Below are 26,029 nucleotides of genomic sequence, written 5' to 3' on the forward strand. Positions count from 1 at the left end.
CGCCTCTCGGCAAGCGCCTCACAACTCGCTTGCGACAGAGATTGCATACGCAGCGGGTCTCCGTGCACATGAATTGCTGAGCCTCCAAAGAACTCATCGCCGTGTAGCGGATGAACGTCCAACGCACGGGATGAAATTTGCGGGAATTCGGGAAACCACGATCAGCTACACCGTTCACGGTAAAGGTGGACTGGTTCGTGAGGTGCGTATCCCGATTCCGCTGGCTCAACGATTAGAGAGGACCCGGCTGGCGGCACCACGGGTCGTAACGGATCGCGGCATCAACTACCAGCAATTCTATGCAATAGGCGGCGGCCAGCCTTGGAGCAAAAGCGTCAGCACTGCCTCGAAGGAGGCTCTCGGCTGGTCAAATGGCGCACATGGTTTACGGCACACGTACGCTCAAGAGCGAATGGCTTCACTACAACGTCATCTCCCACGGAAACAAGCCTTGGAGGTGGTCTCACAGGAACTGGGCCACTTCCGCCCTGAGATTACCGAGGTCTACCTACGTTGAGCACCACCGTCGATCCAACCCTGATTCACAGCTGCCTTCTCTTCGTTTTAGGTGCTTCGCTCATTCTAATTGTCGTGCTCCTCCTACTACTTATCGAGAGCAAAGAAGCTATATCGCAAACTGAAACATTGCTGGATGCCAGCACTCAGCGACAGCTAGCTCTGCACAGAGAACAAGGCGAAGAAATTGAAGCTCTCGAACAGCTGCACCTTGAGCGCTTAGCTGCAACTGCAACGCATCATCGACGTGAGGTAGCTAGCCTTATGCAGATTCTCGGTATCGCAGACCAAGAGCGAGACGCCGCGATTAAGGCCGCCTCTGACGATCAGAGACAGGTCAAGTTGATGCACGACCGCATCGCTTACCTAAACGTGCTGATGGAGACATGGGCTACTGGCGACGATGCGACGGCCGCAGTCGTGAAACAAGCCCTCCAGAGGGATCGTAATCTCTTCACATAGTCAGTTATTAGCACCCAACTGCAAAGCAGCGATTAGATTTGATTAGTAAGTGATTAGCAGCCTCCCGTGGTACGGCCGACACCCTATTCCTACTGGGCTGGAGCGCGATTTTTCAAGTCGTCCAAGGGGTGCTGGAACGGTAATGGCGGGGGTGTCAGAACGGTATTCTAAGGGTGCTAGAACGGTATTCAGGGGCGCTGGAACGGCATCGGCAGGAGTGCTGGAACGGTATCGGCAGGGGTGCTGGAACGGTATCGACAGGAGCGCTGGAACGGTATCGGCAGGGGTGCTGGAACGGTATCGACAGGAGCGCTGGAACGGTATCGGCAGGGGTGCTGGAACGGTATCGACAGGAGCGCCGGAACGGCATCGGCAGGAGTGCTGGAACAGTATGACAGGAGCGCTGGAACAGCATCGCCAGGGGCGCTGGAACTTTATAAGTAGAAGGCTGGTACGTTACGAGCAGGAGTGCTGAAACGGTACCAGCGGGACTGGGACGGTATCAACGTTTCTTATCTAGGTGCCGCTTTTGAGAGGCGCTAGGAGTCGTCTTAACTTGGACCAAATGAGCTTCAACAAGATAGCTAAACGGTCTACCAACATTGGCACTTGCTTGCTTTACTGCCTCAAGAGACTTCAGCAAGTCCTTTTTAAAATCAATCAAGGAGCTTGCACGACTTCTGCACAACCTATGCAAAGTTTCGACTTTAAGATCATATGGCCGTGCGTGACTGGAATAGAATCCATGTAGCCACTGTGCAAGCGGCTTACCGCGCAGCGCATACCTTATTGACAAATCTACATCGGTGAATTGATCTTCACGAAAGAACACTCCGAGCTTCGGATTTAATCGTACGACATAAATTCGTTCACTTCGCTCATGATGATCGCGATAAACCTCATGAATCAAGCTGCCTTCATATGCGTACCGACCAACCTTCACCTGCAAAGCCGTAGCTTTCAAGCGACTGATGCTCAGGTCCAAAACACGTCGATTTTTACCCGAATCGGTTTTCCCCAAAACTTTTAAAAGGCGGTAGGCAGTAATTCTGCACTCGACTCCCAAATCTTGCATTCGCGCCAAATGTAGAACTGCTGTCCAAACGTCCAAATCACCTTGATCAAGGAGAGCACCTGTATAGAGGATACTGACACTACCTAGCGCATTGACCTCCATTTGTTCAACATAAGGACGCGCCCCCTTCCTCATGGCCCCAAACAACGCCGATCTAAGAGCCACATTAGGTACACGCCTAACTGAGTCGGACCAGTTTGGTAGTGATTCTCGCTTGGCTTCAACCTCGACCTCAACGTGCTTATCTTTTTCTTTACGCCTAGCAATAGAGCTCTTTCTAAGCTCCTCTATCTTGATATTTACGCGTGGTGGAAGTGGCGGATTTGTAGCCATCGTCAACGAACAGAGGAACTGATTTTATCCGCTACCCAAGCCTGTACCTGCTCGGCAGGCCATGCTACAGAATTCGCTCCGAGAGAGATTCCAGGAGGAAACTCGCCGGCTCGAATCAAACGGTAGATCTGAGACTTGCTTAGCCCTACTAGGGCACAGACTCCCGGCAGGCGAAGCAACAAAGGTGAAACAGATTGGTTAGCCATCTACAGGGCCTCCTGAGGCCGGATTGGATGGCTAGGCATTCAATGGCACCGCAGTAGAGGAGTCATGAGGAACCTCAAATTCTCATAGGGTTCCTCAAGATTTTCGCTAAGGATAAGTCACGCCTTTGTATCGGACTTGGACTGTATACCCATATATTTTCGCATGGTTCCATGATATGAAGGCATGTCAACTCCAGCCTCCTCCGCGAGAGCTATCAAGGTAGAGCACACATCAGAATTCTTACGCGGCGGGTTACTGAGCGTACAGGCATAACGTTTGATATTACTTGAGCTAACCTTATCATCATAATTAGTCGGCGACTCGCGATGAGCCTTATCAACTGCCTTTATTATATCAACCAGACCATTTACAATCTTGATGACAGTACCCAACTCCTGCTCGTTGAGCCCGCCATCGCTCCTACCCTTAGCTTTCTCAGCTAAATTAGTATTTAACAGAAAATCTGGACTTTCAAACCCTGCATTCAAAATCCACTCTACTAAGACGGACCCTGAAAAACAAACTACGCTATCAGGAACATCTATCGACCGCTGTGCCTCCTCACAATAACAGCTCAGTTTATTTTTATCACCCTTGCTCTGCGAGCAAAAAATCTCGTAGAAATACTTGCTCAACTCCTGAAAATAGATCACATGAGTTCCGGGGGATCGGTCATGACTTCCAAAACAACCAACCCAAAAAACATCATTAACCGAATTGGGAAGAAATCGATTTACACCGTACTCAACATATAATCTCTCAATCAGTTCATACAGCGCGTATGCAGCTTCTTGCGGGCTAATTTTGTAGAATCGAGCGTATCTCGGCACCAGATCAGACAGGCGCATAAAATCATCACTCACTGTGCACACTCTCTTCCTTTAATAGAAATCTCGGCAGCCCCACACGACAAAGCATCTAAATGGTTGGCATACCACTGAAGCATTTCACGACGCCCTTCAAGGTACTGAGCGTGATTATAGGTTCCTCGAATACTGTTCTTGTCCACATGCGCCAGTTGGGTTTCCACCCACTCGCTGCGGTACCCCTGCTCATGCAGGGTGGTGGACATTGTGTGACGGAATCCATGCCCTGTGGCTCTGCCGTCGTAACCCGAGCGTTTCAGCAGCTGATTGATGGCGGCCTCGCTCATCGGCTTAGCGGGGTCATTCCGACCAGGAAATGCGAGCGTGTAGCCACCGGTGATGCTTTCTAGCTCACGCAGTGCAGACACAGCTTGTTTCGGCAGAGGAACTAGATGGGCCCGGCGCATTTTCATCCGCTGAGCTGGAATCGTCCAAAGGGCATTTTCGAGGTCAAACTCAGACCACGGCGCCCCTCTGAGCTCAGCAGTCCGTACACCCGTGAGAATTAGCAAACGGGTAGCAATTTTCACCACGTCATGCCCTGGGCACGCCTGGAAGCCTCGAATCAGATCCGGGATTTCTGCGATAGGAAGGAAGGGGTAGTGCCGGGAGGTAGGCGTTTGAAGTGCCCCTCCGATATCTGCAATGGGGTTGTACTCGACCCTGCCGGTGGCAATCGCAAAGCGGTACACCTCTTGGCAGCGCTGTCGAACCTTGCGTAGCTTTTCTAAAGCCCCACGCGACTCTATGCGGCGGAAGACCTGTAACCACTGCATAGGCTTGATCTCAGACAGAGGCAAGCTTCCAACCTGCGGAAAGATGTCCAGCTCAAAAGCCTCGATGACGTCAGTCGCATACCCTTCTGACCAGCGTGCAGACTTATGCTGATGCCACTCCAGTGCGAGACTTTTGAAGGTATTGGCACGAGAAATTGCCGCCTGGGCCCGAGCGACCTTTCTCTCAAGGCCTGGATGCCGCCCCTGTGAAACCAGCTGGCGTGCATCAAACGCAAGCTGGCGAGCCTGCGCCAACGTCACGTTGTCGATAGTGCCCAAAGAAATGTGTGACTGCTTACCGTCCAGCCTGAATCGGAAGCGCCAAGACTTGCCGCCGGCGGCTCGAACCCAGAGGAATAAGCCACCTCCGTCAGCGAGGCCAAAGTCCTTTTCACGGGGTGCAGCGTTCTTCACTTGCAGCGCTGTCAAAGGCATGCGAGTACCCATAGATTATTGAACAGCGCAAAGGTACTCGCAGGGGTACTCAGATAGCAAGGGCTGGGATGGGACGGGATGGCACTGCATGAAACCAAAAGCCCGCACTAGGCGGGCTTCTGAGGGGTTTCATGCGACTGCTTGGCACTGCATGAACCTATTGACTGGTGCCGGAGACAGGAATCGAACCTGCGACCTTCGCGTTACGAGTGCGCTGCTCTACCGACTGAGCTACACCGGCGTGTAGCACAACGTACCACTGCTCACACCCGCAACGCAAACCCCTGTTTCCGCTAGTTTAATCCCCTACCCTCAAGCCCCCTTGCAACCCTTGGGCGCCAGGTCTTCCTCGATGTCAGTAGTGCACACCCACCCACTGGCCGAGCGAGTCAGGGTCAGTGCCTTACCCACCACATTGGCCGGTGCATCCACCAGCGTGCAAGCAATCTTCCCGCTGCCATCCGCCGCCTTGCCTTCGGCGGTGATCGCACAATGCGTCGTGGCAGATCGGCCACCCAGCTCGGCCACGCCCCCCACTTCTTTCCCGTCATTCAGGCGCAGGTCCATCGCTGTCTTCAGCGCGCTGATTTCCAGCAACCCGGCCGCCGCCTTGGAGCGTGCCTGGTGGTTGGTGTACATCGGTAAGGCGATGGTCGCCAGAATGCCGATGATCGCGACAACGATCATCAGTTCGATCAGGGTGATACCGCGTTGCCCTTTCATGAACGTATTTCCTTTTTCATTCGCTTACACGTTGAGGTCGGTTGCGCCCCAACCGGCAGCGGCGCAGTAGGCCTGAACAGACACCTTTTGTCACCCCTGCCCGCTTGGGCGTCATCTTCGCTGAACTACTCTAGTGAGCATCACGGACACGCGCCCTTGCATGGACGCGGCAAGCTGTTTCCAGGCTTGTCGCACGGGCAGAAAAAGGACCTTTGCATGACTTCATCTTCCCCCCTCTACCACTGGCATGGCACCGACGCCAACGGGACGCCGGTCAGCGGCCAAACACCCGGGCGCAGTCCGGCTTATGTGCGCGCCGGGCTGATTCGCCAGGGCATCACGGTGGCCAGTTTACGCCCGGCCAGCGGGCTGACGTTCAGTTTGCCGAAGCAGCGCGATAAGGCCGACCCGGCGGGTTTCAGCCGACAGTTGGCGACCTTGCTCAAGGCCGGCGTGCCGCTGCTGCAGGCGTTCGAGGTGATGGGGCGCAGTGGCTGCAATGCGGCGCAGGCGGCGTTGCTGGAGCGATTGAAACAGGATGTGGCCTCGGGCCTGGGGTTGGCGGATGCGTTGCAGCGCCACCCGGCATGGTTCGATGCGCTGTATTGCAACCTGGTGCGGGTGGGCGAGCAGTCTGGCACGCTCGATCGGCAACTGGAGCAGCTGGCGGGCATGCTGGAACAGCGGCGGGCGCTGCACAAGAAGGTGCGCAAGGCGATGATCTACCCGCTGCTGCTGTTGCTGACCGGGCTGGGGGTGTCGGCGATTTTGTTGCTTGAGGTGATTCCGAAATTCGAGAGCCTGTTTGCCGGTGTAGGGGCAGCTTTGCCGGCATTTACCCAGTGGGTGATCGACTTGTCCGCAGGGTTGAGTCGGTTTGCGCCGCTGTTGTTGGTGATGGCTGCGGTGTTAGGTTTTGCCGGGCGTCAGGTTTACCGGCAGCATGCGCCAGCGCGCCTGTGGCTATCTCGGCAGGTGCTGGGTTTACCGGTGTTCGGCAAATTGCTGGGGCAGGCGGCGCTGGCGCGGTTTGCGCGTAGCCTGGCAACGTCCTATAGCGCCGGGGTGCCGTTGCTGGATGCGTTGGGCACGGTGGCCCGGGTAACCGGTGGCGATCTGCACGAGCAGGCGGTGTTGCGGCTGCGCCAGGGCATGGCCAATGGGCAGGGGCTGAACCAGGCGATGGCGGGTGAACCGCTGTTTCCACCGTTGCTGGTGCAGCTGACGGCCATCGGTGAATCCAGCGGCACGCTGGACCAGATGCTGGAGAAGGCCGCCAGCCATTACGAGGAACAGGTCAGCCAGGCGCTGGACCAGTTGACCAGCCTGCTGGAGCCGGCCATCGTGCTGATCCTGGGCCTGCTGGTCGGTGGCCTGGTGGTTGCGATGTACCTGCCGATCTTCCAGTTGGGTAGCTTGATCTGAACATGACTTTATGGACTTTGCTGGCAGAGCAGCCGGCGTACTTCCTCACCCTGGCCACGCTGCTCGGCCTGTTGGTGGGCAGTTTTCTCAATGTGCTGGTGTATCGGCTGCCGATCATGCTGGAGCGGCAATGGCAGCGTGAGGCACAAGAAGTGTTGGGGCTGCCGGTTACGCAACACGAACGGTACGACCTGTGCCTGCCCGCCTCCCGCTGCCCACATTGCGCGCATCAGATTCGCGCGTGGGAGAACATTCCGGTCATCAGTTACCTGGCATTGCGCGGGCGTTGCTCAGCCTGCAAAACCCGTATCAGCCCGCGCTACCCGGTGGTGGAAATCGCCAGCGCGCTGCTGTCGCTGGTGGTGGCGTGGCGCTTTGGCGCTTCGGTAGAGGCGTTGCTGGCACTGCCACTGACCTGGTGCCTGCTGGCCCTGAGCCTGATCGATGCAGAACACCAATTGCTGCCGGATATGCTGGTGCTGCCGATGTTGTGGCTGGGGCTGATCGTCAATGCCTTCAACCTGTATGCCCCGCTTACCGACGCGCTGTGGGGCGCGGTGGCCGGGTACCTCAGCCTGTGGACGGTGTACTGGGTGTTCAAGCTGGTCACCGGCAAGGAAGGTATGGGCTATGGCGACTTCAAGCTGATGGCGCTGATCGGGGCCTGGGGTGGCTGGCAGGTGTTGCCGTTGACGCTGCTGCTGTCGTCGGTGGTGGGGGCGCTGGCTGGCCTGTGCCTGCTGCGTCTGCGCCGGCATGCCATGGGCACGGCGATGCCGTTCGGGCCTTATCTGGCGATTGCGGGGTGGATTGCCGTGCTCTGGGGTGATGAAATAGTCGCCTCTTACATGCAACTGCTTGGATACTGATGGCCACTGCAGCCTTTACCCCCTGGATTCTCGGCCTTACCGGCGGCATTGGTAGCGGCAAGAGCGCCGCTGCCGAGCGCTTCGTCGAGCTTGGCGTGCACCTGGTCGATGCCGATCAGGCGGCGCGCTGGGTGGTTGAACCCGGCCGCCCGGCCCTGGCCAGCATTGTCGAGCGCTTCGGCCCGGGTGTGCTGCAGGCCGACGGCCAGCTGGATCGCGCCGCCCTGCGCCAGCTGATCTTCGCAGACCCGGCGCAGCGCAAATGGCTGGAGCAACTGCTGCACCCGTTGATCGGGCAGGAGATTTTCAGCTACCTGGCCAAAGCCCAGTCGCCGTATGCGGTATATGTCTCGCCGCTGCTGATCGAGTCGGGGCAATACCATAAGACCCAGCGCGTGCTGGTGATCGATGCGCCGCAGGAACTGCAAATAGCCCGTACCCTGGCGCGGGACAACACCAGTGCCGAGCAGGTGCAGGCCATTTTGCAGGCCCAACTGGCCCGTGAGGATCGCCTGCGCCATGCCGATGACGTGGTGGTCAATGACGGCGACCTGGCCGCGCTGCATCAGCAGATTGACCGTCTGCACCACTTTTACCTGACTTTGAAAGGAGGCCAGCCATGAGCCAGCCATTGACCGTCGACTGCCCGACCTGTGGCGCACCTGTGGAATGGAACGAGAAAAGCGCGTTCCGGCCGTTTTGCTCGGACCGTTGCAAGCTGATCGACCTGGGGGCCTGGGCGGCTGAGGAACACAAGATTCCGGGGGCTGAAGAGTCTGAGGATGAGTTGTATTCGGGGGACCTGGAGCCGCGGCACTAAGCGGATTTCAAGGTGGCTGGGCTGGCCTCTTCGCGGGTAAACCCGCTCCCACAGAGAAAGTGCAACGCCAGTACCTGTGGGAGCGGGTTTACCCGCGAAAGCGCCGGCACAGCCACCACACATTTACCGATCATCTTCCTTCCACGGCGCCTGCAAGTACCGCGTGCGGTTGAACGTTTCCAGCCACTCCGGGCAAAACACCACCAGCGCACTGATCACCATGCCGTTGATGAACGCCTCGGGGAACATCATCAGCCACAGGTAGCCCACAAAGTCGCTCAGCCATTCCGGCATGGCGAAACGCCCATCCAGCCACAACACCCCTAGCGCTGCAGGCACGCAAACAAGCACGGTGAGCGCCGCAGGAAAGAACCCCGAACAAAATATATAAACAAACAGGTTTCGCGGCTGAGCGCGCTCGACCACGATCGCGCACACCTCGGTAATCAGCACCGGCAAGCCAATCAGCAACAAGCCATTCACCCCCAGCGCCGCCAAATCCTGCCGCCCCAACGCCAGCAGACCGAGCTGGGCCATGAACCCACCCAGCACCGCCAGGGGCCAGTCCAGCAACAGGGTAACTGCCGTCAGGCCGATGAAGTGGTACGACACACCGGTATCGAAATCACGCCTCACCAGCCACAACGCAAACAGGCAAAACACGGTGCCAAACAACAGATGCTGCCGGCGCCGGTCGGTGAACAGTTCTACCCAGCGCACCCGGCTGACCGCCCACACCAGCAACGGTACATAACCCAGCCAGCCAAGGGTAAGGGTGGTACCGGACAACACCTGCGCGCTGATCACCTGAGCAATGCCCCTTGCGGCCATGTGGATAAACCCGAGTCTACACCCATTCTCCGTTTCCTTCGGCTGCGGTAGGCTGGCGCCCTCATTCGATGCAGGAAGCATTGGCCATGCCGGAAGGAATCAACCCCACCCTGCTGCTGGCAGCAGCACTCAACGCCATCATTGGCGTACTTCACCTGGCTGTGATCGCCGTTGGGCCACGCTGGTACCGTTTGTTCGGGGCCGGCGAACGTATGGCGGTTGCCGCAGAAAAGGGCCGCTGGTACCCGGCGCTGATCACCGCCGCGATCGCCTTCGTGTTGCTGGCCTGGTCGGCCTATGCACTGTCGGCTGCCGGGGCAATCGGGCGGCTGCCGTTGCTGCTGCCGGCCATCTGCCTCATCACCCTGGTGTACCTGCTGCGTGGCTTGCTGGGGCCCAGATTGCTGGCGGGCACCGGGCGTTCGCAGCGTTTTATCGTGGTCAGTTCACTGATCTGCCTGGGCTTCGGCCTGGTGCACCTGGTCGGGCTGGTGCAGCAGTGGCCGATGTTGCGCTGATTCCCGCGCTTAAACAGCATCTTACCGTCATCGATTAGCGGCTAAGCTTGTCTGCATGGATGACTCAGACTACCTGCGCCTGCTTACCATCCAGGCCGAACAAGCCAATGCCTTTCTCTCCAACGCCCGCAAGTGGGAGCGGGAGCGTTGGGTGTGCCAGCGTCTGTTGCAGGGGTTGAACATTCCCTACCGCAGCGAGGACTTCACCCCGGCCGGCCAGGAGCCGCCAGACGTGCTGTTCCGCGATGCCGCGTTCGAGGTATTTTTCGTGCTCGACGAAGGCCGCCGGCTGAACGATGAATGGCGCGAAGAGCTGCAACGCCGGCGCAGTGCGTTTTCCCTGGCGCAGCTGGTGCGCCGCGAAGCGCGCCCCCGACGCATCAGTGCCACCGAGTTGCTGGGGCGCCTGGCGCCGACCTTGCGCAAGAAGGCGCACAACTATCGGGAACGCGGGCTGGAGCTGAACGAGCTGGACATCATCGCCTTCGCCAGCCTCAAGCGCGAAGTGCTCGACCTCAACACCCACTTCCCGCCGCCTACCGAATACCTGCGCCAGGGCTGGCGCTCGTTGTCGCTGGTGGGGCCGACCTTTGCCCGGGTGCTGTTCGCCCACCCAGACGCGCCAGACTTTTTGCGTGGCAACCTGGGCCGCAGCATCGTGTTCGACGTGGGCATCAGTCTTTGATCCAGTGCAGCGAATGTTTGCGATGGCGTACACTCGGCGCCAGGGATAGAAAGCATTATCATTTGTTTCAAGCGCTTGCGCGAACGCTGTAGCGTTTGCGCAGTCACAAACGTCTACCTGACGAGGCCCACCATGACCAGCCGCCTGAATCCGGAAGATCAGCGTCGTGTCGATGAGTATCTGCGAGCCCCCCAGCACCAAGTCGAGCGCAGGCCTTTCCGGCCGTGGCTGCTCCTTGTGCTGGTGGTGGCCGTGACCATCGGGTTGGGTCTCATCAGCCGCCTGCTCAGTGGACTGGTGCTATGAGCTGCTTCGCGCTCGCCCTCCCCTCGTGCAGTTTGCGGCAGGCCCTCTGGGCCACGAATTCCGTAAACCTTATGAGATATCCCCATGACTCATCGCATCGTGATTGTCGGCGGCGGCGCCGGCGGCCTGGAACTGGCGACCCGCCTGGGTAAAAGCCTGGGCAAGCGCAAGCAGGCCGAAATAACCTTGGTCGACGCCAACCTCACGCACATTTGGAAACCACTGCTGCACGAAGTGGCTGCCGGCTCGCTGAACTCCTCGGAAGACGAACTGAACTACGTGGCCCAGGCCAAGTGGAACCACTTCAACTTCCAACTGGGGCGCATGAGCGGCCTGGACCGTGAAGGCAAACAGATTCAACTGGCCGCCACCCTCGATGAAGAGGGCCGCGAGCTGCTGCCTGCGCGTACCCTGGGCTACGACACCCTGGTCATTGCCGTAGGTTCCAACACCAACGACTTCGGCACCCTGGGCGCGGCGCAGCACTGCCTGTTCCTGGACACCCGCAAGCAGGCCGAGCGCTTCCACCAACAGCTGCTGAACCACTACCTGCGCGCCCATGCCGGCGATGTGGCCAGTGAAAAAATCAGCGTCGCCATCGTCGGCGCGGGTGCCACCGGTGTGGAACTGGCGGCCGAGCTGCACCACGCCGCACACGAACTGGCGGCCTATGGCCTGGACCGCATCCAGCCCAAGGATATGCACATCACCATCATCGAGGCAGGCCCGCGCGTGCTGCCGGCGCTGCCAGAGCGCATCAGCGTGCCGGTGCACAAGACCCTTGAAAAACTGGGCGTGAAGGTGATGACCAACGCTGCGGTCAGTGAAGTGACCGAGGACGGGTTGAAAACCAAGGACGGCGAAGTGATCCAGGCCAGCCTGAAGGTGTGGGCGGCGGGTATCCGTGCGCCGGCCTTCCTGAAAGACATCGACGGGCTGGAAACCAATCGCATCAACCAGCTGGTCGTGCGCCCTACCCTGCAAACCACCCGCGATGACAACATTTTCGCTTTCGGTGACTGCGCCGCTTGCCCGCAACCAGGCAGCGACCGCAGTGTGCCGCCACGGGCACAGGCCGCGCACCAGCAGGCTTCGATGCTGGCGCAAAGCCTTAAGGCGCGCCTGGAGAACAAGGCGCTGCCGACCTACGAGTACAAGGACTACGGCTCGCTGGTGTCGCTGTCGCGCTTCTCGGCGGTAGGCAACCTGATGGGTAACCTGATGGGCAGCGTGAAGCTGGAAGGCTGGCTGGCGCGGATGTTCTACGTGTCGCTGTACCGCATGCACCAGATGGCGTTGTACGGGTTCTTCCGTACAGCGTTGATGATGCTGGGTAGCAAGATTGGCCGGGGTACCGAGCCGCGGCTGAAGCTGCACTGATTGAAAGCCAAGGGTCGCTGATGCGGCCCTTCTTTTTGCTCATCTACCGGCTGTGGGTTCAGCACTTTTTGCAAGGCAAAGAAAAAGGGCATCTCTTTCGAGATGCCCTTTGTTCATGGTGGGTCGTGTAGGATTCGAACCTACGACCAATTGGTTAAAAGCCAACTGCTCTACCAACTGAGCTAACGACCCAAAAATGGTCGGGGTGAGGGGATTCGAACTCCTGACATCCTGCTCCCAAAGCAGGCGCGCTACCGGACTGCGCTACACCCCGGGTCTTTCAAAAAAAAGGGCATCTCTTTGAGATGCCCTTCTTTACATGGTGGGTCGTGTAGGATTCGAACCTACGACCAATTGGTTAAAAGCCAACTGCTCTACCAACTGAGCTAACGACCCGGAAAATGGTCGGGGTGAGGGGATTCGAACTCCTGACATCCTGCTCCCAAAGCAGGCGCGCTACCGGACTGCGCTACACCCCGAGATTGGCTCCGCGACCTGGACTCGAACCAGGGACCCAATGATTAACAGTCATTTGCTCTACCGACTGAGCTATCGCGGAACTGAACTTCGGTACAACTTACCGATTTGCTACTCCGAAGACTGTGTTCGCTTCGGGCTCTTTGGCTTCTTCGCTTTCGCGTTGTCGCTGCTGAGGCCGGCTATTCTACATTCTTCGTTTTGCTTGTCAACCACTTTTTTTCAGTCAACTTACTGATTTGTAAGTTGTTTTGCGGTCACCGATGTCGCTGGTGATTCGCTTAGTGCCTGACAACGCGGCGTATATTAGGGGCACTCGGAAATTGATGCAAGCAAAAATTTCAAAAATTTCAGCAGGTTATCCAGAATATCCGCGAAACCCCGATTTTACTGGGGCCGGTATAGGTTAACGGCCAAAAAAAGCCCCGCAAATGCGGGGCTCATGGTGCAACAGAATCAGCCAAAGACGATTTCGTCGCCTTCCACCTTGGCGGTGATCGCCGTACCCGGCAAGAACTTGCCCGCCAGAATCAGCTGCGCCAGCGGGTTTTCGATCCAGCGCTGGATGGCACGTTTCAGCGGCCGTGCGCCATAAACCGGGTCGTAACCCACGGCAATCAGCTTGTCCAACGCCTCCGGGCTCAGGCTCAGCGACAGTTCGCGTTCCAGCAAGCGGCTGCGCAGGCGGCCCAGCTGGATTTCGGTAATGCCGGCAATCTGCTCGCGGCCCAGTGGTTCGAACACCACAACTTCGTCGATACGGTTGATGAACTCTGGGCGGAAGTGCGAACCCACCGCATCCATCACCGCTGCACGCTGCGCTTCGCGGTCGCCCACCAGTTCCTGGATCTGCGCCGAGCCCAGATTGGAGGTCATCACGATCACGGTGTTGCGGAAGTCCACGGTGCGCCCGTGGCTGTCGGTCAGGCGGCCGTCTTCCAGCACCTGCAACAGCACGTTGAACACATCCGGGTGGGCTTTCTCCACCTCATCCAGCAACACCACCGAGTAAGGCTTGCGCCGTACCGCTTCGGTCAGGTAACCGCCCTCTTCGTAACCGACGTAGCCTGGTGGTGCACCGATCAGGCGAGCCACGGAGTGTTTCTCCATGAACTCGGACATGTCGATACGCACCATGGCCTCTTCGGTGTCGAACAGAAACTCGGCCAGCGCCTTGCACAGCTCGGTCTTGCCCACACCGGTCGGGCCGAGGAACAGGAACGAGCCACTTGGCCGGTTAGGGTCGGACAGCCCGGCACGCGAGCGGCGCACGGCGTTGGCCACAGCAGTTACCGCCTCGCCCTGGCCAATCACGCGCTGGTGCAGCAGTTCTTCCATCTTCAGCAGCTTTTCCCGCTCGCCTTCGAGCATCTTGGCCACCGGAATACCGGTCCACTTCGATACCACTTCGGCAATTTCTTCCTCGGTCACCTTGTTGCGCAGCAACTGGTTCTCGGTCTTGCCGTGCTGGTCGACCATCTGCAGGCTGCGCTCCAGGTCCGGGATTACCCCGTACTGCAGTTCGGCCATGCGGCTCAGGTCACCTTTTCGACGGGCGGTTTCCAGCTCTTGGCGGGCCTGCTCGATCTTTAGCTGGATCTGCGCCGAGCCCTGCACTTCGGCCTTTTCCGAAGCCCAGATTTCTTCCAGGTCGGAATACTCACGCTCCAGCCGCTCGATTTCCTCGGTGAGCTTCTCCAGGCGTTTTTTCGCCGCTTCGTCTTCTTCTTTCTTCAGTGCCTGCGATTCGACCTTCAACTGGATCAGGCGGCGATCAAGGCGGTCGAGCACTTCCGGCTTGGAGTCAATCTCCATGCGGATGCGGCTGGCGGCTTCGTCGATCAGGTCGATGGCCTTGTCGGGCAGCTGGCGATCAGTGATGTAGCGGTGGCTGAGCTTGGCCGCAGCGATAATGGCGCCGTCAGTGATGGCCACCTTGTGGTGCACTTCATAACGCTCTTTCAGGCCACGCAGAATGGCGATGGTGTCTTCTTCGCTCGGCTCTTCTACCAGCACCTTCTGGAAGCGGCGCTCCAGCGCAGCGTCCTTCTCGATGAACTGACGGTACTCGTTCAGCGTGGTAGCGCCAACGCAGTGCAGTTCCCCACGGGCCAAGGCTGGCTTGAGCATGTTGCCGGCGTCCATGGCGCCCTCGCCTTTGCCGGCGCCGACCATGGTGTGCAGTTCGTCGATGAACAGGATGATCTGGCCTTCCTGCTTGGACAGCTCGTTCAGCAGGCCTTTCAACCGCTCTTCGAACTCGCCACGGTACTTGGCACCGGCAATCAGCGCGCCCATGTCCAGCGCCAGCAGGCGCTTGCCTTTGAGGCCGTCGGGCACTTCACCGTTGATGATGCGCTGGGCCAGGCCTTCGGCGATGGCGGTTTTACCCACGCCAGGCTCACCGATCAGCACCGGGTTGTTCTTGGTGCGGCGTTGCAGCACCTGCACGGTACGGCGGATTTCATCGTCACGGCCAATCACCGGGTCCAGCTTGCCTTCTTCGGCACGCTTGGTCAGGTCGACGGTGTACTTGTCCAGCGCCTGACGCGACTCTTCGGCGTTGGCATCGTTCACTGCCGCGCCGCCGCGCAGGTTGTTGATGGCATTTTCCAGGGCCTTCTTGGTCACGCCCTGGCTCAGCAGCAGTTTGCCGAGTTTGCTGTTCTCGTCCATGGCGGCCAACAGCACCAGCTCGCTGGAAATGAACTGGTCGCCCTTCTGCTGGGCCAGGCGGTCGGCCTGGTTGAGCAGGCGCGCCAGGTCCTGCGACATGTTCACGTCACCGGTGGGGTTCTGGATCTTCGGCAGCTGGTCGAGCTCTTTCACAAGCCCCTGGCGCAGGCTGTTGATGTCGAAGCCAACCTGCATCAGCAGGGGCTTGATGGAGCCGCCCTGCTGTTCGAGCAGCGCCTGCAGCAGGTGCACGGGCTCGATGGCGGGGTGGTCCATGCCAACGGCTAGGGATTGGGCATCGGATATTGCAAGTTGCAGCTTGCTGGTCAAACGGTCTATTCGCATGGTGTACCTTCCTTTAAAGGGCAGGTCGGAGCGATGGACAGCGCCTGTTTATGAAGAAACCTGCCTGAGATGACCTTATAGATAAGGCTGATTCTGGAAGATTCAAGCGTAGCGGGGTTGACCGGGGTCAACCTGTTGGATTGTCGCTGGGGCATTAGCGGGTAAACCCGCGAAGAGACCGGTACAGGCTAGCGCGGGTCCAGCCAGACCAACGATGCAAACCGCCCACCCTGCGGGGTACGGCGATAAGAGAAGAACCGCGCATCGCTGACCGTGCACAATCCGCCACCATACACAGCGGTCACCCCACGGGCAGCCAGGCGAATACGCGCCAGCTCGTAGATATCCGCCATCAACTTGCCCGGCCGCTCACCCTCGACAAAAGCACGGGCCGCTTCCGGATGCACCGCCGTAAAGGCTTCACGCACTTCCAGCCCTACTTCGAAGGCCTGCGGGCCAATGGCCGGCCCCAACCACACCAGCACCTCTTCTGGCGGCAGCGCCAGGCGGTCCAGCGTGGCTTCCAGCACGCCACCGGCCAACCCGCGCCAGCCCGCATGCGCTGCTGCCACGCGCGTCCCCGCCCGGTCGCAGAACAGCGCAGGCAGGCAATCGGCGGTCATCACGGTACAGGCAACGCCTGGCCGGTCGGTCCAGCTGGCGTCGGCCTCGGGCACCACGGCCGGGTCGGCATCCGCCACTACCAGCCCATGCACCTGCTTGAGCCAGGCCGGCTGGATGGCGAATTCGCCGCTCAGGCGACGGCGGTTCTCGGCGACCGCCGCAGGCTCATCCCCTACGTGGTCGCCAAGGTTGAAGGTTTCGTAGGGCGGCAGGCTGACGCCGCCCTGACGGGTGGTGACACAGGCGCGAACCGAGGCCGGGGCCGGCCAGTCGGGAAACAACAGCGACTGCGTCAGGCCACTCATCCGATAAAGCTCTCGCGGTCTTCGTTCAGCAGCGTCAGCAACCAGAGGAAGTCATCCGGCAGTGGCGACTCCCACTTCATGACTTCACCGGTAATCGGGTGGGCCAAGGCGAGGAAACGCGCATGCAGAGCCTGACGCGGGAAGGTTTTCACCGCCTCAACCATGGTTGGGCTGGCAGCCGGCGGAATGCGGAAGCGCCCACCGTACGTCTGATCGCCCACCAGCGGGAAGCCGACATGGGCCATGTGCACGCGAATCTGGTGAGTACGGCCGGTTTCCAGCTTGACCCGCACATGGGTGTGCGAGCGGAAGCGCTTGAGCACACGGTAGTGGCTGACCGCCGGCTTGCCGCCGTCGGTGACGGCCATGCGCTGACGCATACCGCCGTGGCGGCCGATCGGGGCATCGATCTTGCCACCGGAGGTCACCACGCCAATCACGATGCACTCATAGATGCGGCTGACCTTGCGGGCTTGCATCTGCTCAACCAGCTTGGTCTGCGCTTGCAAGGTCTTGGCCACCACCATCAGGCCCGTGGTGTCCTTGTCCAGGCGATGAACGATACCGGCACGCGGCACGTTGATGATGTCTGGCACGTGGTGCAGCAGCGCATTGAGCAGGGTACCGCTGGCATGGCCGGCGGCCGGGTGCACAACCAGGCCCGCAGGCTTGTTGATCACCAGGATGTGGTCGTCTTCGTAGACGATATCCAGCTCGATGTCTTCTGCGATCCACTCGCCCTGGGCCTCTTGCTCGGCCTCCAGAGCAAGCACGGAGCCACCATAAACGGTATCGCGAGGACGCACGACGGCGCCATCGACCGTCAGGCGGCCTTCTTTGATCCACGTAGTAAGCCGCGAACGCGAGTACTCGGCGAACAATTGGGCGGCGACCTGGTCGAGGCGTTGACCGCCCAGATCGGACGGTACCTCTGCGCTAAGTTGAATGATCTCGGACATGCTCGATTCGGCGGGCGCACAGCCTTTGGTTTCGGCTGCGAGCTTGTGGTTAAATACGGCTTCTTTTGTCCCGGGGTTGGCCGGGGCGCTCATCATAACAGGACGGCACCGCCCAAGACAGCGGCCGTCAAAGGGACGCAAGCCGCCATGCAAGTGAAACACCTGCTGCTGATCGCCATCCTCGGGCTTACCGCGGCCTGTTCCTCCAATAAAGAGGTCATTGACGAGAACCTCAGCGAAGCCGAGCTGTACCAGCAGGCGCAAGCTGACTTGGACAACTCCAGCTACACCAGCGCCGTGAACAAGCTCAAGGCTCTGGAATCGCGCTACCCGTTCGGCCGCTATGCCGACCAGGCGCAGCTCGAGCTGATCTACGCCAACTACAAGAACTCCGAGCCCGAGGCTGCCAAGTCGGCCGCAGAGCGCTTCATCCGCCTGCACCCGCAGCACCCGAACGTGGACTACGCCTACTACCTCAAGGGCCTGACTTCGTTCGACCAGGACCGTGGCCTGCTGGCGCGTTTCCTGCCGCTGGACATGACCAAGCGTGACCCGGGTGCCGCCCGCGACTCGTATAACGAGTTCGCCCAGCTGACCAGCCGCTTCCCCAACAGCCGCTACGCGCCAGACGCCAAGCAGCGCATGATCTACCTGCGCAACCTGCTGGCCTCGTATGAAATCCACGTGGCCGATTACTACCTGAGCCGCCAGGCTTATGTGGCCGCCGCCAACCGTGGCCGCTACGTGGTCGAAAACTTCCAGGAAACCCCCTCGGTCGGTGACGGCCTGGCGGTGATGGTCGAGTCGTACCAGAAGATGCACCTGGACGAGCTGGCCGCCAGCAGCCTGGAAACCCTCAAGCTCAACTACCCGGACCACCCGAGCCTGGTCGATGGCGAGTTCCAGCCCAAGCAGACCGAGTCTGACGGCCGCGGCTGGCTGTCCAAGGCCACCCTGGGCCTGATCGAAACCGACACCCCGCTGCCGCCGGGCGAAACCCGCGCCAACCAGGACGTGGTCAAGCAGTTCCAGGACGCGCGCGACGAGATGCCGCAAGAGCTGCTGCCGAAGGACGAGAACGGCGACCCGATCGTGCCGGAAGGCCCGAAAGAAGCCGAGAAAGACCGCTCCTGGTTCAGCTACATGACTTTTGGTCTGTTTGACTGACACACAGCGGTAAATGAAAGGGAGGCCTTGGGCCTCCCTTTTTTATTGGCCGCGTCCTAGACTGTCAGCTTCTTCAACCGACAAGCTGGACACCATGGTTCGCCTACTTTTCTGGATCGCCCTGATCGCCGCCGCGTTCTGGCTGTGGCGCAAGTTCAAAGTCAGCCAGCAATCGCACCCCGAGGCGAAGCTGGATGCGCCGCTGAAGATGGTGCGCTGTGCCCATTGTGGCGTGCATTTGCCCAACGACCGGGCGCTGCAGCAGGGCAATGAGTGGTATTGCAGCCAGGCACACCTGCAACAAGGCCCTGGCCGCCAAGGCTGAGCCAGTATCACCTGAATCCCTTCGCGGGCATGCCCGCGAAGAGGCCTGTGAACCCAGCATCACTTATCCCTTCCCGACCCTTTCGCACCAATTACGACCCCTTCCCCGCCATCAGCATTGACCCACCCTGGCAAAACTCGCTAAATCCTATTTATCCGCATAAATATGAAAAATAGCGAAATGCTCAAACCCAAACGCAAGCGCCAGAAGCTGTCCGATGTGATCGTCGAATCGGTCAAGCGCTCGATCGTCACCGAAGCGCTGCACCCCGGTGACCGCCTGCCCACCGAGCGTGAGCTGATGGAGCATTTCGAGTGCTCCAAGGGCACCGCCCGCGAAGCGCTCAAGGCACTGGAAGTCGAAGGCCTGGTCAGTACCCGTACCGGCCCGACAGGCGGCGCCTACCTCAATGAAGTAGGTACCGAGCCGGCCAGCCGCGCGCTGCGCAATTACCTGCACTTCCAGCACCTGGACGGCGAGCAGGTTTACCAGCTGCGCAAAGTCATCGAGGTCGAGCTGGCGGTGTCGGTGATGGGCAAGCTGAGCGAAGCCGACTACGCCGCGCTGCAGGCCAACATCGACTTCTGCAGCGCACCGGAAGACAGCGAGGAAGGCCAGCGCGAGCAACGCCTGGCAGAGCTGGAATTCCACACGCTGCTGGCCGACCGTTGCCCGAACCCGTTGCTGCGGTTCATGGCGGTGTTCCTCAACGACCTGCTGCGCGACCTGGTGGTGCTGAAAAAGGCCTACCTGCCCAAGCGCCAGCAGTTCGCCGCCGCCAACATCGACTACCACAAGCAACTGCTGACCGCCCTGCGCGCCAGCGACGAACCCGCTGTACGCCGGCTGATGCATGAGCACATGTGCGACGCCGAGCACCACATGACCGCGCTGGAAGGCGAGGTTGCCCGCAACTTCCTGCTGGAGTTCGACCACCACCACTGATGCGCCTGGAAAGAGGCCTGCACACAGGCCCGGCCGTACCCGCTTTGTCATTGCCACTCCTGCCTAATAACCACAACCAAGGAGTTACTCATGCAAAGACGTACCCTGCTCAAGGCAGGCCTTGCCCTGGGTGCCTTAGGTAGCCTCCCCTTGGGAGCGCACCGGGCATTCGCCGACCAACCGCTGACCTTCTATGGGCTCAAGTCCATGTCGGGCGCCTTCGCCAGTTACGGCAAGTACGCCGACATGGGGTCGCGCCTGGCCATCGCCGAGTACCCGCAGCTGCTCGGCCACCCGCTCAAGTACAAGGTCATCGACACCGAAGGCAACGCCGGCAAGGCGGTGCGCAAGGTACAGGAAGCCATCGGCCAGGATGGCGCACGCTTCTTCCAGGGCTGCACACTGTCGTCTTCGGCACTGGCGGTGTCGAAGGAAATCCACAAGGCCGGCGGCGTGTTCATGACGCCTGTGGGCGCCGACGAAATCACCGGTAAAGACTGCAACGCCTCGACCTTTCGCTGGTCGGTGCCCACCTACGGCGCCATCCGCGAAACCCTGGTGCCCATGAGCCGCCAGCTGCCCGAGGCCAAACGCTGGTACACCATCACCCCGCAATACGTGTTCGGCGACGCCCTGCTGGACAACGCCCGCAAGGTGTTTGCCGAGCTTGGCGTGGAACACATCGGCAACAGCTACCACTCGCTGCAGGAGCAGGAGTTCTCCGGCTACCTGACCAACGCCATCGCCGCCAAACCCGATGTGCTGGTGCTGCTCAACTTCGGCAGCCAGGCCTCCAATGCCCTGCGCCAAGCCGTCAACTTCGGCATCAAGGACCGCATGAAAGTACTGATGGTGTGGTCTGCCGGCCTCGACCAGTTCCAGGAGCTGGGCAGCGACGTGCTCGAAGGCGTGTACCTGGGTGCCCAGTACTGGCACCAGGTCGATACCCCGCTGAACAAGCAACTGGTTGCCGCCACCCGCAAGGCCTATGGCATCAACCCCAACTACCCGCTGGCTGCCGACTATATCGGCACCAAGGTCATGCTTGAGGCCATCATCAAAGCTGGCAGCCTGGAGGGTGCCGCCGTGTCTGCGGCATTGCAGGGCATGCGCTTCCAGGGCCCGACCGGCGAAGAACTGATCCGCCCTGGCGACCATCAGGTACTCAAGGATTACTACCTGCTGCGCGGCAAGCCTCAGGGGCAGATGCGCGACGAAGACGACCTGGCCGAAGTCATCAGCTCGGGCCGTTCGTTCGTCGAGGTCGACCACACCGGTTGCGCTCTGGCCTGAAGCCACGGCGTTAGTCACACACACTCGTACAGGCAGCCGCACCGCGCGCTGTCGAGGGCACGCTCATGCTCGATTTGTACCTGTTCCAACTGCTCAACGGCCTGGGCCTGGGGATGATCTACTTCCTCATCGCCGTGGGCCTGACGATCATTTTCGGCCTGCTCAACTTCGTCAACTTCGCCCACGGCGCGTTCTTCTTGCTGGGCGCCTACCTGTGCTACACCGCCGTGGCCATCACCGGCAACTTCTGGCTGGCACTGCTGATTGCACCGCTCGTGGTGGCCGCCCTGGCCTGGGCGGTCGAGCGCCTGTTGATCAAGCGCATCTACCACCTGCCGCACACCTTCCAGATCCTCGTCACCCTCGGCATCGCGCTGATCATCCAGGAAGCCTCGGTGCTGATCTGGGGCCCGGTGGGCAAGAACATTGCGGTACCGCCCGAGCTGCGCGGGGTGCTGATCCTCGGTGACTTCATCTACCCCTACTACCGCCTGTTCCTGATCGGTTTCGCCGCGCTGATCGGCCTTGGCCTGTGGCTGCTGCTGGAGCGCACCCGCTTCGGCGCACTGGTGCGGGCAGGTAGCGAAAGCACCGAAACCGTGTCGCTGCTGGGCACAAATATTTTCCGCCTGTTTTCCCTGACCTTCGCCCTGGGCGTGGGCCTGGCCGGCGTGGCGGGTGTGCTGTTCGCCCCGCTACGGGGTGCGCAACCCTTCGTCGGCCCGGAAATTCTCGGCATTGCCTTCGTGGTGGTGGTGATCGGCGGCATGGGCTCGTTCGGCGGTGCGCTGGTTGGCGGCCTGCTGGTAGGTGTGGTGCAAAGCATGATGACCAGCCTCTGGCCGCAAGGTGCAAGCCTGATGATCTACGGCGCCATGGCCGCCGTGATTCTGGTCCGTCCCTATGGCCTGTTCGGGAGAGCCTGAGATGAGCGAGAAAAATCCATTGCCAGTCGCTAAGGGCCGCGCCCCGGCGCTACTGTTGCTGGTGGTTGCCAGCCTGGTGGCGCTGCCACTGCTGCTGCCGTCGGCCACCCTGGCCACCGAGATACTGATCTTTGCCCTGGCCGCGCTGGCCTGCAACCTGCTGCTGGGCTACACCGGCCTGTTGTCGTTCGGCCAGGGCATCTTCTTTGGCGTGGGCGCCTATGGCGCGGCGCTGCTGATGATCCACCTGCAGTGGGGCATGTTCGCCGCGCTGCTGGGGGCTGCCGTGTTTGGCGCCTTCCTGGCATTGCTGGTGGGCGCACTGGCGATTCGCCGCACCGGCATCTACTTCGTCATGCTGACCCTGGCCTTCAGCCAGATGGCCTACTTCCTGGCCTACACCCTCAGCGGCTGGACCGGCGGTGACAACGGCCTGCTCGATGTGCCCCGGCCGAACATCGAAATCGCCGGCCATGTGCTGGTCGACCTGGCCGACCCGCGGCACTTCTATGTGTTTGTGGCGGTGCTGTTCCTGCTGATCTTCGCCGCAGCCCTGCGGGTCATCCGCTCGCCGTTCGGCAGCACCCTGCTGGCCATCCGCGAGAACGAAACCCGCGCCGCCGCCATCGGCTACGACACCCGCCACTTCAAGATCCTGGTGTTCATGCTGTCGGGCGCCATCACCGGTATCGCCGGAGCGCTGTACGCCATGCTGCTGCACTTTGCACCGCTGTCGAACATCGACCTGATGATGAGCGAGAACATCCTGATCATGACCATCGTCGGCGGCACCGGCTCGCTGTTCGGCTCGCTGCTGGGGGCCGGCGCCATCGTGCTGCTGGGCGACGTGCTGTCGGAGCTGTGGCCACGCTGGCTGATGCTGCTGGGGGTCATCCTGATCCTCGTCGTGGTGTTCATGCGTGGCGGCCTGTGGGGTGGCCTGGCCGAACTGGGCAAACGCCTGCTGGCCACCCGCAACGCCAACGACAAACCCCAGGCCAAGACCAAGGAGACCCTGTGATGAGCGACTACCTCCTGGAAACCCGCCAGCTGGAGCTGGCCTACGGGCCGTTCAAGGCGGTTGCGGGCGTTGACCTGAAAGTGCGCGCCGGCACCATCCACACCATCATCGGCCCCAACGGCGCCGGCAAGACCAGCCTGTTCCACTGCCTGACCGGCGAGCGCCAGGCCACCGCTGGCAAGATCCTGTTCAACGGCCAGGACATCATCCGCAAGCCATCCCACGGGCGGGTGGCACTGGGTATGGCCCGTTCGTTCCAGCTCACCAGCCTGTTCCAGAACCTGTCCGTGCGCGAAAACCTGCGCCTGGCCGCCCAAGGCCGTGATGGCCTGGGCGCGCTCAACTTCTGGCGCAGTGTCGAGCACAAGCGCAGCCACTGGAACACCGCCGACCAGGTGCTGGAGCGCCTGAAACTGAGCGCCCGCGCCGAAACCCTGGCCGGTGAGCTGTCGCACGGCCAGCAACGGGTACTGGAAGTGGGCATGTCGATCTGCGCCAGGCCCACCCTGCTGATGCTCGACGAGCCCACCTCGGGCATGGGTATCGACGATATCCCGGTAATGACCGACCTGATCAGCGACCTTGGCCGCGACCATACCGTGCTGCTGATCGAGCACAACATGAGCATCGTCATGTCGATCAGCCAGCGCATCACGGTGATGAGCCACGGTCAGATTCTGGTCGAGGGTACCCCTGAACAGGTGCGCAACGACGAGCGCGTTCGCACCGCTTACCTTGGAGAGGCCGCCTGATGCTCAACGTCGATTCGATCCACGCCTACTACGACAAGAGCCATGTGCTCGAAGGGGTTTCGCTCAAGGTCAAGGCCGGTGAACTGGTAACCCTGCTTGGGCGCAACGGTGCGGGCAAGACCACCACCTTGCGCAGCATCCTCGGCATCGTCCGCCCACGGCAGGGGCAGATCAGCTTCAACGGCCAGCCACTGGTGGGCCGCGAAATTTTCGATATCGCCCGGCTCGGCATTGCCCTGGTGCCCGAACACCGCGGCATATTCCGCCAGCTCAGCGTCGAGGAGAACCTGAAAATTGCCGTGCGCAAAACCAGCCGCTGGCAGCTGGAAGACGTTTACAGCATGTTCCCACGGCTCAAGGAGCGGCGCCGCAATGGTGGTTTCGCGCTGTCCGGTGGCGAGCAGCAGATGCTGGCCATCGCCCGCGCCCTGCTCAACGGCCCCAAGCTGCTGATCCTCGATGAACCCACCGAAGGCCTGGCCCCGGTGATTGTCGACGAGCTGGTGAAGATCCTGCGGCGCATCAAGGACGAGGGCCTGTCGATCCTGCTGGTGGAACAGAACCTGATGGTCTGCGATGCCCTTGCCGACCGCCATTACGTGCTGGAGCAGGGCCGGGTCGCCTACCAGGGCAGCGCGGCGCAGTTCCGTGAGGACCCGAGCATCAAAAACCGTTACCTGGCCCTGAGCGCCTGAAAGGAGAACGCCCATGAACACCCGCATCGATCCCTCACAGCACGTGCTCGGCCAAGGTTCGCAGGTCAACCGCGAGCGCCTGTGGCAATCGCTGATGGACCTGGCCCTGCTCGGCGCCACCGCCAAGGGCGGCGTGTGCCGCCTGGCGCTGACCGACCTCGACCGCCAGGCCCGCGACCTGTTCGTGCGCTGGTGCGAAGAAGCCGGCTGCACCGTCAGCATCGACGCCATCGGCAACATCTTCGCCCACCGCCCCGGCCGCAACCCTGCCCTGCCCCCCGTGATGACCGGTAGCCACATCGACACCCAACCCACCGGTGGCAAGTTCGATGGCTGCTATGGCGTCATGGCTGGCCTCGAAGTGATCCGCACCCTGAACGATCTCGACCTGACCACCGAAGCGCCCCTGGAAGTGGTGGTGTGGACCAACGAAGAAGGCTCGCGCTTCCCGCCCTGCATGATGGGCTCGGGTGTGTTCGCCGGTAAGTTCGGCCTGCAGGAAACCCTTGATAAGGTCGACGACCAGGGCCTGTCGGTCGGCGCCGAGCTGCAGCGCATTGGTTACGCCGGCCCGCGTGTGCCCACCGGGCATGCCGTCGGTGCCTACTTCGAAGCACATATAGAGCAGGGCCCGGTGCTGGAGGATCAGCGCACTACCATCGGTGTTGTCCAAGGCTGCCTGGGCCAGAAATGGTTCGATCTGGTGCTGACCGGTGTCGAGGCCCATGCCGGCCCCACCCCGATGCACCTGCGCAAGGACGCCCTGGTTGGTGCGGCCGAGGTGGTGGCTGCGGTCAACCGCGTGGCCCACGCCCACCAGCCACATGCCTGCGGCACAGTCGGCTGCCTGACCCTGCACCCGGGCTCGCGCAACGTCATCCCCGGCCAGGTACACATGACCATCGACTTGCGCCACCTCGACCCCGGGCAGCTCGCTGCCATGGTGAACGAAGTACGCACGGCCATCGAAAGCAGCACGGCCAGGCACGGGCTGAGCTATCAGCTGACCCCGACCGCCGACTTCCCGCCCCTGTACTTCGCCGAGCAGTGCGTGGACGCCGTGCGCCAGGGCGCACGCACGCTGGGCCTGAGCCATATGGATATCGTCAGTGGCGCCGGCCACGATGCCATCTTCCTCGCCGAGCTGGGCCCGGCCGGGATGATCTTCGTGCCATGCGAGGGTGGCATCAGCCACAACGAAATCGAAAATGCCGCGCCGCAAGACCTGGCCGACGGCTGTGACGTCCTGCTGCGTGCCATGTTCCAGGCCGCCAACCCGGGAGCCCGTTGAG

The 26,029-nt window shown here is 60.7% G+C and carries 27 protein-coding genes and 6 tRNA genes; 18 read left to right on the forward strand and 15 right to left on the reverse strand.

Annotated elements, in window-relative coordinates:
• Positions 1-513 precede the first annotated feature (513 nt).
• Positions 514-978, forward strand: coding sequence for a hypothetical protein (locus ACF8MI_RS14120; protein WP_200929070.1), 465 nt, complete (start codon positions 514-516; stop codon positions 976-978).
• A 502-nt stretch (positions 979-1,480) separates the two neighbouring features.
• On the opposite strand, the gene trfA is transcribed toward ACF8MI_RS14120, so the two are convergent.
• The 6 genes from trfA to ACF8MI_RS14150 all read right to left on the reverse strand — a co-directional run bounded on the left by trfA (position 1,481) and on the right by ACF8MI_RS14150 (position 5,393).
• A complete protein-coding gene (trfA, locus tag ACF8MI_RS14125; protein WP_200929069.1) occupies positions 1,481-2,386 on the reverse strand; it encodes a plasmid replication initiator TrfA in 906 nt (301 codons plus the stop codon).
• A gap of 2 nt (positions 2,387-2,388) precedes the next feature.
• Positions 2,389-2,592: an AlpA family transcriptional regulator gene (locus ACF8MI_RS14130; RefSeq protein WP_081502512.1), complete on the reverse strand. Its 204-nt coding sequence runs from the start codon at positions 2,590-2,592 to the stop codon at positions 2,389-2,391.
• 117 nt (positions 2,593-2,709) lie between these two features.
• A complete protein-coding gene (locus ACF8MI_RS14135) occupies positions 2,710-3,456 on the reverse strand; it encodes a hypothetical protein (RefSeq protein WP_216891712.1) in 747 nt (248 codons plus the stop codon).
• A complete protein-coding gene (locus tag ACF8MI_RS14140) occupies positions 3,453-4,670 on the reverse strand; it encodes a tyrosine-type recombinase/integrase (RefSeq protein WP_200929067.1) in 1,218 nt (405 codons plus the stop codon). The genes ACF8MI_RS14135 and ACF8MI_RS14140 overlap by 4 nt, the downstream gene beginning before the upstream one ends.
• A gap of 165 nt (positions 4,671-4,835) precedes the next feature.
• A tRNA-Thr gene (locus ACF8MI_RS14145) sits at positions 4,836-4,911 on the reverse strand.
• 71 nt (positions 4,912-4,982) lie between these two features.
• Complete coding sequence (locus ACF8MI_RS14150) at positions 4,983-5,393, reverse strand: pilin (RefSeq protein ID WP_200929066.1); 411 nt, start codon at positions 5,391-5,393, stop codon at positions 4,983-4,985.
• A 216-nt stretch (positions 5,394-5,609) separates the two neighbouring features.
• Between ACF8MI_RS14150 and ACF8MI_RS14155 the strand changes: the two genes are divergently transcribed.
• Genes ACF8MI_RS14155 through yacG form a run of 4 tightly spaced genes read left to right on the forward strand, consistent with a single transcriptional unit; the run spans position 5,610 to position 8,507 of the window.
• On the forward strand, positions 5,610-6,818 hold the full coding sequence (locus tag ACF8MI_RS14155; protein WP_200929065.1) for a type II secretion system F family protein: 1,209 nt from the start codon (positions 5,610-5,612) through the stop codon (positions 6,816-6,818).
• 2 nt (positions 6,819-6,820) lie between these two features.
• Entirely contained in the window at positions 6,821-7,687 is an 867-nt protein-coding gene (locus ACF8MI_RS14160; protein WP_104833507.1) for an A24 family peptidase, read from the forward strand.
• The gene (gene coaE / locus ACF8MI_RS14165) at positions 7,687-8,310 is read left to right on the forward strand and encodes a dephospho-CoA kinase (RefSeq protein WP_016713386.1); all 624 of its coding nucleotides are present in this window, start codon (positions 7,687-7,689) and stop codon (positions 8,308-8,310) included. Before ACF8MI_RS14160 ends, coaE begins: the two co-directional genes overlap by 1 nt.
• Complete coding sequence (gene yacG, locus ACF8MI_RS14170) at positions 8,307-8,507, forward strand: DNA gyrase inhibitor YacG (RefSeq protein WP_016484797.1); 201 nt, start codon at positions 8,307-8,309, stop codon at positions 8,505-8,507. Before coaE ends, yacG begins: the two co-directional genes overlap by 4 nt.
• Before the next feature lie 123 nt (positions 8,508-8,630).
• On the opposite strand, the gene ACF8MI_RS14175 is transcribed toward yacG, so the two are convergent.
• Positions 8,631-9,338: an energy-coupling factor ABC transporter permease gene (locus tag ACF8MI_RS14175; protein WP_200929064.1), complete on the reverse strand. Its 708-nt coding sequence runs from the start codon at positions 9,336-9,338 to the stop codon at positions 8,631-8,633.
• 86 nt (positions 9,339-9,424) lie between these two features.
• Between ACF8MI_RS14175 and ACF8MI_RS14180 the strand changes: the two genes are divergently transcribed.
• The 4 genes from ACF8MI_RS14180 to ACF8MI_RS14195 all read left to right on the forward strand — a co-directional run bounded on the left by ACF8MI_RS14180 (position 9,425) and on the right by ACF8MI_RS14195 (position 12,227).
• Entirely contained in the window at positions 9,425-9,856 is a 432-nt protein-coding gene (locus ACF8MI_RS14180; protein WP_060500126.1) for a hypothetical protein, read from the forward strand.
• A 55-nt stretch (positions 9,857-9,911) separates the two neighbouring features.
• The gene (locus tag ACF8MI_RS14185) at positions 9,912-10,541 is read left to right on the forward strand and encodes a DUF1780 domain-containing protein (RefSeq protein WP_013970766.1); all 630 of its coding nucleotides are present in this window, start codon (positions 9,912-9,914) and stop codon (positions 10,539-10,541) included.
• A gap of 132 nt (positions 10,542-10,673) precedes the next feature.
• Entirely contained in the window at positions 10,674-10,847 is a 174-nt protein-coding gene (locus ACF8MI_RS14190; RefSeq protein ID WP_013970765.1) for a DUF3094 family protein, read from the forward strand.
• An 84-nt stretch (positions 10,848-10,931) separates the two neighbouring features.
• On the forward strand, positions 10,932-12,227 hold the full coding sequence (locus ACF8MI_RS14195) for an NAD(P)/FAD-dependent oxidoreductase (RefSeq protein ID WP_060500123.1): 1,296 nt from the start codon (positions 10,932-10,934) through the stop codon (positions 12,225-12,227).
• Positions 12,228-12,343: 116 nt separating this feature from the next.
• On the opposite strand, the gene ACF8MI_RS14200 is transcribed toward ACF8MI_RS14195, so the two are convergent.
• From ACF8MI_RS14200 to rluD, 8 genes are all read right to left on the reverse strand, one after another.
• Positions 12,344-12,419, reverse strand: a tRNA-Lys gene (locus ACF8MI_RS14200).
• A gap of 5 nt (positions 12,420-12,424) precedes the next feature.
• Positions 12,425-12,501 (reverse strand) — tRNA-Pro (locus tag ACF8MI_RS14205).
• A gap of 46 nt (positions 12,502-12,547) precedes the next feature.
• Positions 12,548-12,623, reverse strand: a tRNA-Lys gene (locus ACF8MI_RS14210).
• A gap of 6 nt (positions 12,624-12,629) precedes the next feature.
• Positions 12,630-12,706 (reverse strand) — tRNA-Pro (locus ACF8MI_RS14215).
• A 4-nt stretch (positions 12,707-12,710) separates the two neighbouring features.
• Positions 12,711-12,786 (reverse strand) — tRNA-Asn (locus tag ACF8MI_RS14220).
• 374 nt (positions 12,787-13,160) lie between these two features.
• The gene (clpB, locus tag ACF8MI_RS14225; RefSeq protein ID WP_200929063.1) at positions 13,161-15,725 is read right to left on the reverse strand and encodes an ATP-dependent chaperone ClpB; all 2,565 of its coding nucleotides are present in this window, start codon (positions 15,723-15,725) and stop codon (positions 13,161-13,163) included.
• Positions 15,726-15,913: 188 nt separating this feature from the next.
• A complete protein-coding gene (pgeF, locus tag ACF8MI_RS14230) occupies positions 15,914-16,654 on the reverse strand; it encodes a peptidoglycan editing factor PgeF (RefSeq protein WP_200929062.1) in 741 nt (246 codons plus the stop codon).
• Positions 16,651-17,613 carry a 23S rRNA pseudouridine(1911/1915/1917) synthase RluD gene (rluD, locus tag ACF8MI_RS14235; RefSeq protein WP_026020366.1) on the reverse strand — a complete coding sequence of 321 codons (963 nt, stop codon included), beginning with the start codon at positions 17,611-17,613 and terminating at the stop codon, positions 16,651-16,653. The genes pgeF and rluD overlap by 4 nt, the downstream gene beginning before the upstream one ends.
• A gap of 147 nt (positions 17,614-17,760) precedes the next feature.
• Here rluD and ACF8MI_RS14240 point away from each other — a divergent pair, with 147 nt between their 5' ends.
• The 9 genes from ACF8MI_RS14240 to ACF8MI_RS14280 all read left to right on the forward strand — a co-directional run bounded on the left by ACF8MI_RS14240 (position 17,761) and on the right by ACF8MI_RS14280 (position 26,028).
• On the forward strand, positions 17,761-18,780 hold the full coding sequence (locus ACF8MI_RS14240) for an outer membrane protein assembly factor BamD (RefSeq protein ID WP_016713393.1): 1,020 nt from the start codon (positions 17,761-17,763) through the stop codon (positions 18,778-18,780).
• A 94-nt stretch (positions 18,781-18,874) separates the two neighbouring features.
• On the forward strand, positions 18,875-19,105 hold the full coding sequence (locus ACF8MI_RS14245) for a PP0621 family protein (RefSeq protein ID WP_016713394.1): 231 nt from the start codon (positions 18,875-18,877) through the stop codon (positions 19,103-19,105).
• A 180-nt stretch (positions 19,106-19,285) separates the two neighbouring features.
• Positions 19,286-20,050: a FadR/GntR family transcriptional regulator gene (locus ACF8MI_RS14250; protein ID WP_003247561.1), complete on the forward strand. Its 765-nt coding sequence runs from the start codon at positions 19,286-19,288 to the stop codon at positions 20,048-20,050.
• Positions 20,051-20,140: 90 nt separating this feature from the next.
• A complete protein-coding gene (locus ACF8MI_RS14255; protein ID WP_060501396.1) occupies positions 20,141-21,343 on the forward strand; it encodes an ABC transporter substrate-binding protein in 1,203 nt (400 codons plus the stop codon).
• A gap of 65 nt (positions 21,344-21,408) precedes the next feature.
• On the forward strand, positions 21,409-22,269 hold the full coding sequence (locus tag ACF8MI_RS14260; protein ID WP_016713397.1) for a branched-chain amino acid ABC transporter permease: 861 nt from the start codon (positions 21,409-21,411) through the stop codon (positions 22,267-22,269).
• 1 nt (position 22,270) lies between these two features.
• A complete protein-coding gene (locus ACF8MI_RS14265) occupies positions 22,271-23,290 on the forward strand; it encodes a branched-chain amino acid ABC transporter permease (protein WP_025754951.1) in 1,020 nt (339 codons plus the stop codon).
• The gene (locus ACF8MI_RS14270) at positions 23,290-24,042 is read left to right on the forward strand and encodes an ABC transporter ATP-binding protein (protein WP_060501394.1); all 753 of its coding nucleotides are present in this window, start codon (positions 23,290-23,292) and stop codon (positions 24,040-24,042) included. The genes ACF8MI_RS14265 and ACF8MI_RS14270 overlap by 1 nt, the downstream gene beginning before the upstream one ends.
• Entirely contained in the window at positions 24,042-24,737 is a 696-nt protein-coding gene (locus ACF8MI_RS14275) for an ABC transporter ATP-binding protein (protein WP_200929061.1), read from the forward strand. The genes ACF8MI_RS14270 and ACF8MI_RS14275 overlap by 1 nt, the downstream gene beginning before the upstream one ends.
• 13 nt (positions 24,738-24,750) lie before the next feature.
• Entirely contained in the window at positions 24,751-26,028 is a 1,278-nt protein-coding gene (locus tag ACF8MI_RS14280) for a Zn-dependent hydrolase (RefSeq protein WP_392517571.1), read from the forward strand.
• Position 26,029: the final 1 nt, after the last annotated feature.

The sequence above is a fragment of the Pseudomonas sp. yb_9 genome (genome assembly GCF_043103635.1).
In the GTDB taxonomy this organism is placed as follows: Bacteria; Pseudomonadota; Gammaproteobacteria; order Pseudomonadales; family Pseudomonadaceae; genus Aquipseudomonas; species Aquipseudomonas monteilii.

Bases quoted from the DNA above. Each gene is read 5' to 3' on its own strand.
- trfA (WP_200929069.1), bottom strand. From the start codon at position 2,386: ATGGCTACAAATCCGCCACTTCCACCACGCGTAAATATCAAGATAGAG.
- ACF8MI_RS14130 (WP_081502512.1), bottom strand. From the start codon at position 2,592: ATGGCTAACCAATCTGTTTCACCTTTGTTGCTTCGCCTGCCGGGAGTC.
- ACF8MI_RS14140 (WP_200929067.1), bottom strand. From the start codon at position 4,670: ATGCCTTTGACAGCGCTGCAAGTGAAGAACGCTGCACCCCGTGAAAAG.
- ACF8MI_RS14150 (WP_200929066.1), bottom strand. From the start codon at position 5,393: ATGAAAGGGCAACGCGGTATCACCCTGATCGAACTGATGATCGTTGTC.
- ACF8MI_RS14155 (WP_200929065.1), top strand. From the start codon at position 5,610: ATGACTTCATCTTCCCCCCTCTACCACTGGCATGGCACCGACGCCAAC.
- ACF8MI_RS14160 (WP_104833507.1), top strand. From the start codon at position 6,821: ATGACTTTATGGACTTTGCTGGCAGAGCAGCCGGCGTACTTCCTCACC.
- coaE (WP_016713386.1), top strand. From the start codon at position 7,687: ATGGCCACTGCAGCCTTTACCCCCTGGATTCTCGGCCTTACCGGCGGC.
- yacG (WP_016484797.1), top strand. From the start codon at position 8,307: ATGAGCCAGCCATTGACCGTCGACTGCCCGACCTGTGGCGCACCTGTG.
- ACF8MI_RS14175 (WP_200929064.1), bottom strand. From the start codon at position 9,338: ATGGCCGCAAGGGGCATTGCTCAGGTGATCAGCGCGCAGGTGTTGTCC.
- ACF8MI_RS14180 (WP_060500126.1), top strand. From the start codon at position 9,425: ATGCCGGAAGGAATCAACCCCACCCTGCTGCTGGCAGCAGCACTCAAC.
- ACF8MI_RS14185 (WP_013970766.1), top strand. From the start codon at position 9,912: ATGGATGACTCAGACTACCTGCGCCTGCTTACCATCCAGGCCGAACAA.
- ACF8MI_RS14190 (WP_013970765.1), top strand. From the start codon at position 10,674: ATGACCAGCCGCCTGAATCCGGAAGATCAGCGTCGTGTCGATGAGTAT.
- ACF8MI_RS14195 (WP_060500123.1), top strand. From the start codon at position 10,932: ATGACTCATCGCATCGTGATTGTCGGCGGCGGCGCCGGCGGCCTGGAA.
- clpB (WP_200929063.1), bottom strand. From the start codon at position 15,725: ATGCGAATAGACCGTTTGACCAGCAAGCTGCAACTTGCAATATCCGAT.
- pgeF (WP_200929062.1), bottom strand. From the start codon at position 16,654: ATGAGTGGCCTGACGCAGTCGCTGTTGTTTCCCGACTGGCCGGCCCCG.
- rluD (WP_026020366.1), bottom strand. From the start codon at position 17,613: ATGTCCGAGATCATTCAACTTAGCGCAGAGGTACCGTCCGATCTGGGC.
- ACF8MI_RS14240 (WP_016713393.1), top strand. From the start codon at position 17,761: ATGCAAGTGAAACACCTGCTGCTGATCGCCATCCTCGGGCTTACCGCG.
- ACF8MI_RS14245 (WP_016713394.1), top strand. From the start codon at position 18,875: ATGGTTCGCCTACTTTTCTGGATCGCCCTGATCGCCGCCGCGTTCTGG.
- ACF8MI_RS14250 (WP_003247561.1), top strand. From the start codon at position 19,286: ATGCTCAAACCCAAACGCAAGCGCCAGAAGCTGTCCGATGTGATCGTC.
- ACF8MI_RS14255 (WP_060501396.1), top strand. From the start codon at position 20,141: ATGCAAAGACGTACCCTGCTCAAGGCAGGCCTTGCCCTGGGTGCCTTA.
- ACF8MI_RS14260 (WP_016713397.1), top strand. From the start codon at position 21,409: ATGCTCGATTTGTACCTGTTCCAACTGCTCAACGGCCTGGGCCTGGGG.
- ACF8MI_RS14265 (WP_025754951.1), top strand. From the start codon at position 22,271: ATGAGCGAGAAAAATCCATTGCCAGTCGCTAAGGGCCGCGCCCCGGCG.
- ACF8MI_RS14270 (WP_060501394.1), top strand. From the start codon at position 23,290: ATGAGCGACTACCTCCTGGAAACCCGCCAGCTGGAGCTGGCCTACGGG.
- ACF8MI_RS14275 (WP_200929061.1), top strand. From the start codon at position 24,042: ATGCTCAACGTCGATTCGATCCACGCCTACTACGACAAGAGCCATGTG.
- ACF8MI_RS14280 (WP_392517571.1), top strand. From the start codon at position 24,751: ATGAACACCCGCATCGATCCCTCACAGCACGTGCTCGGCCAAGGTTCG.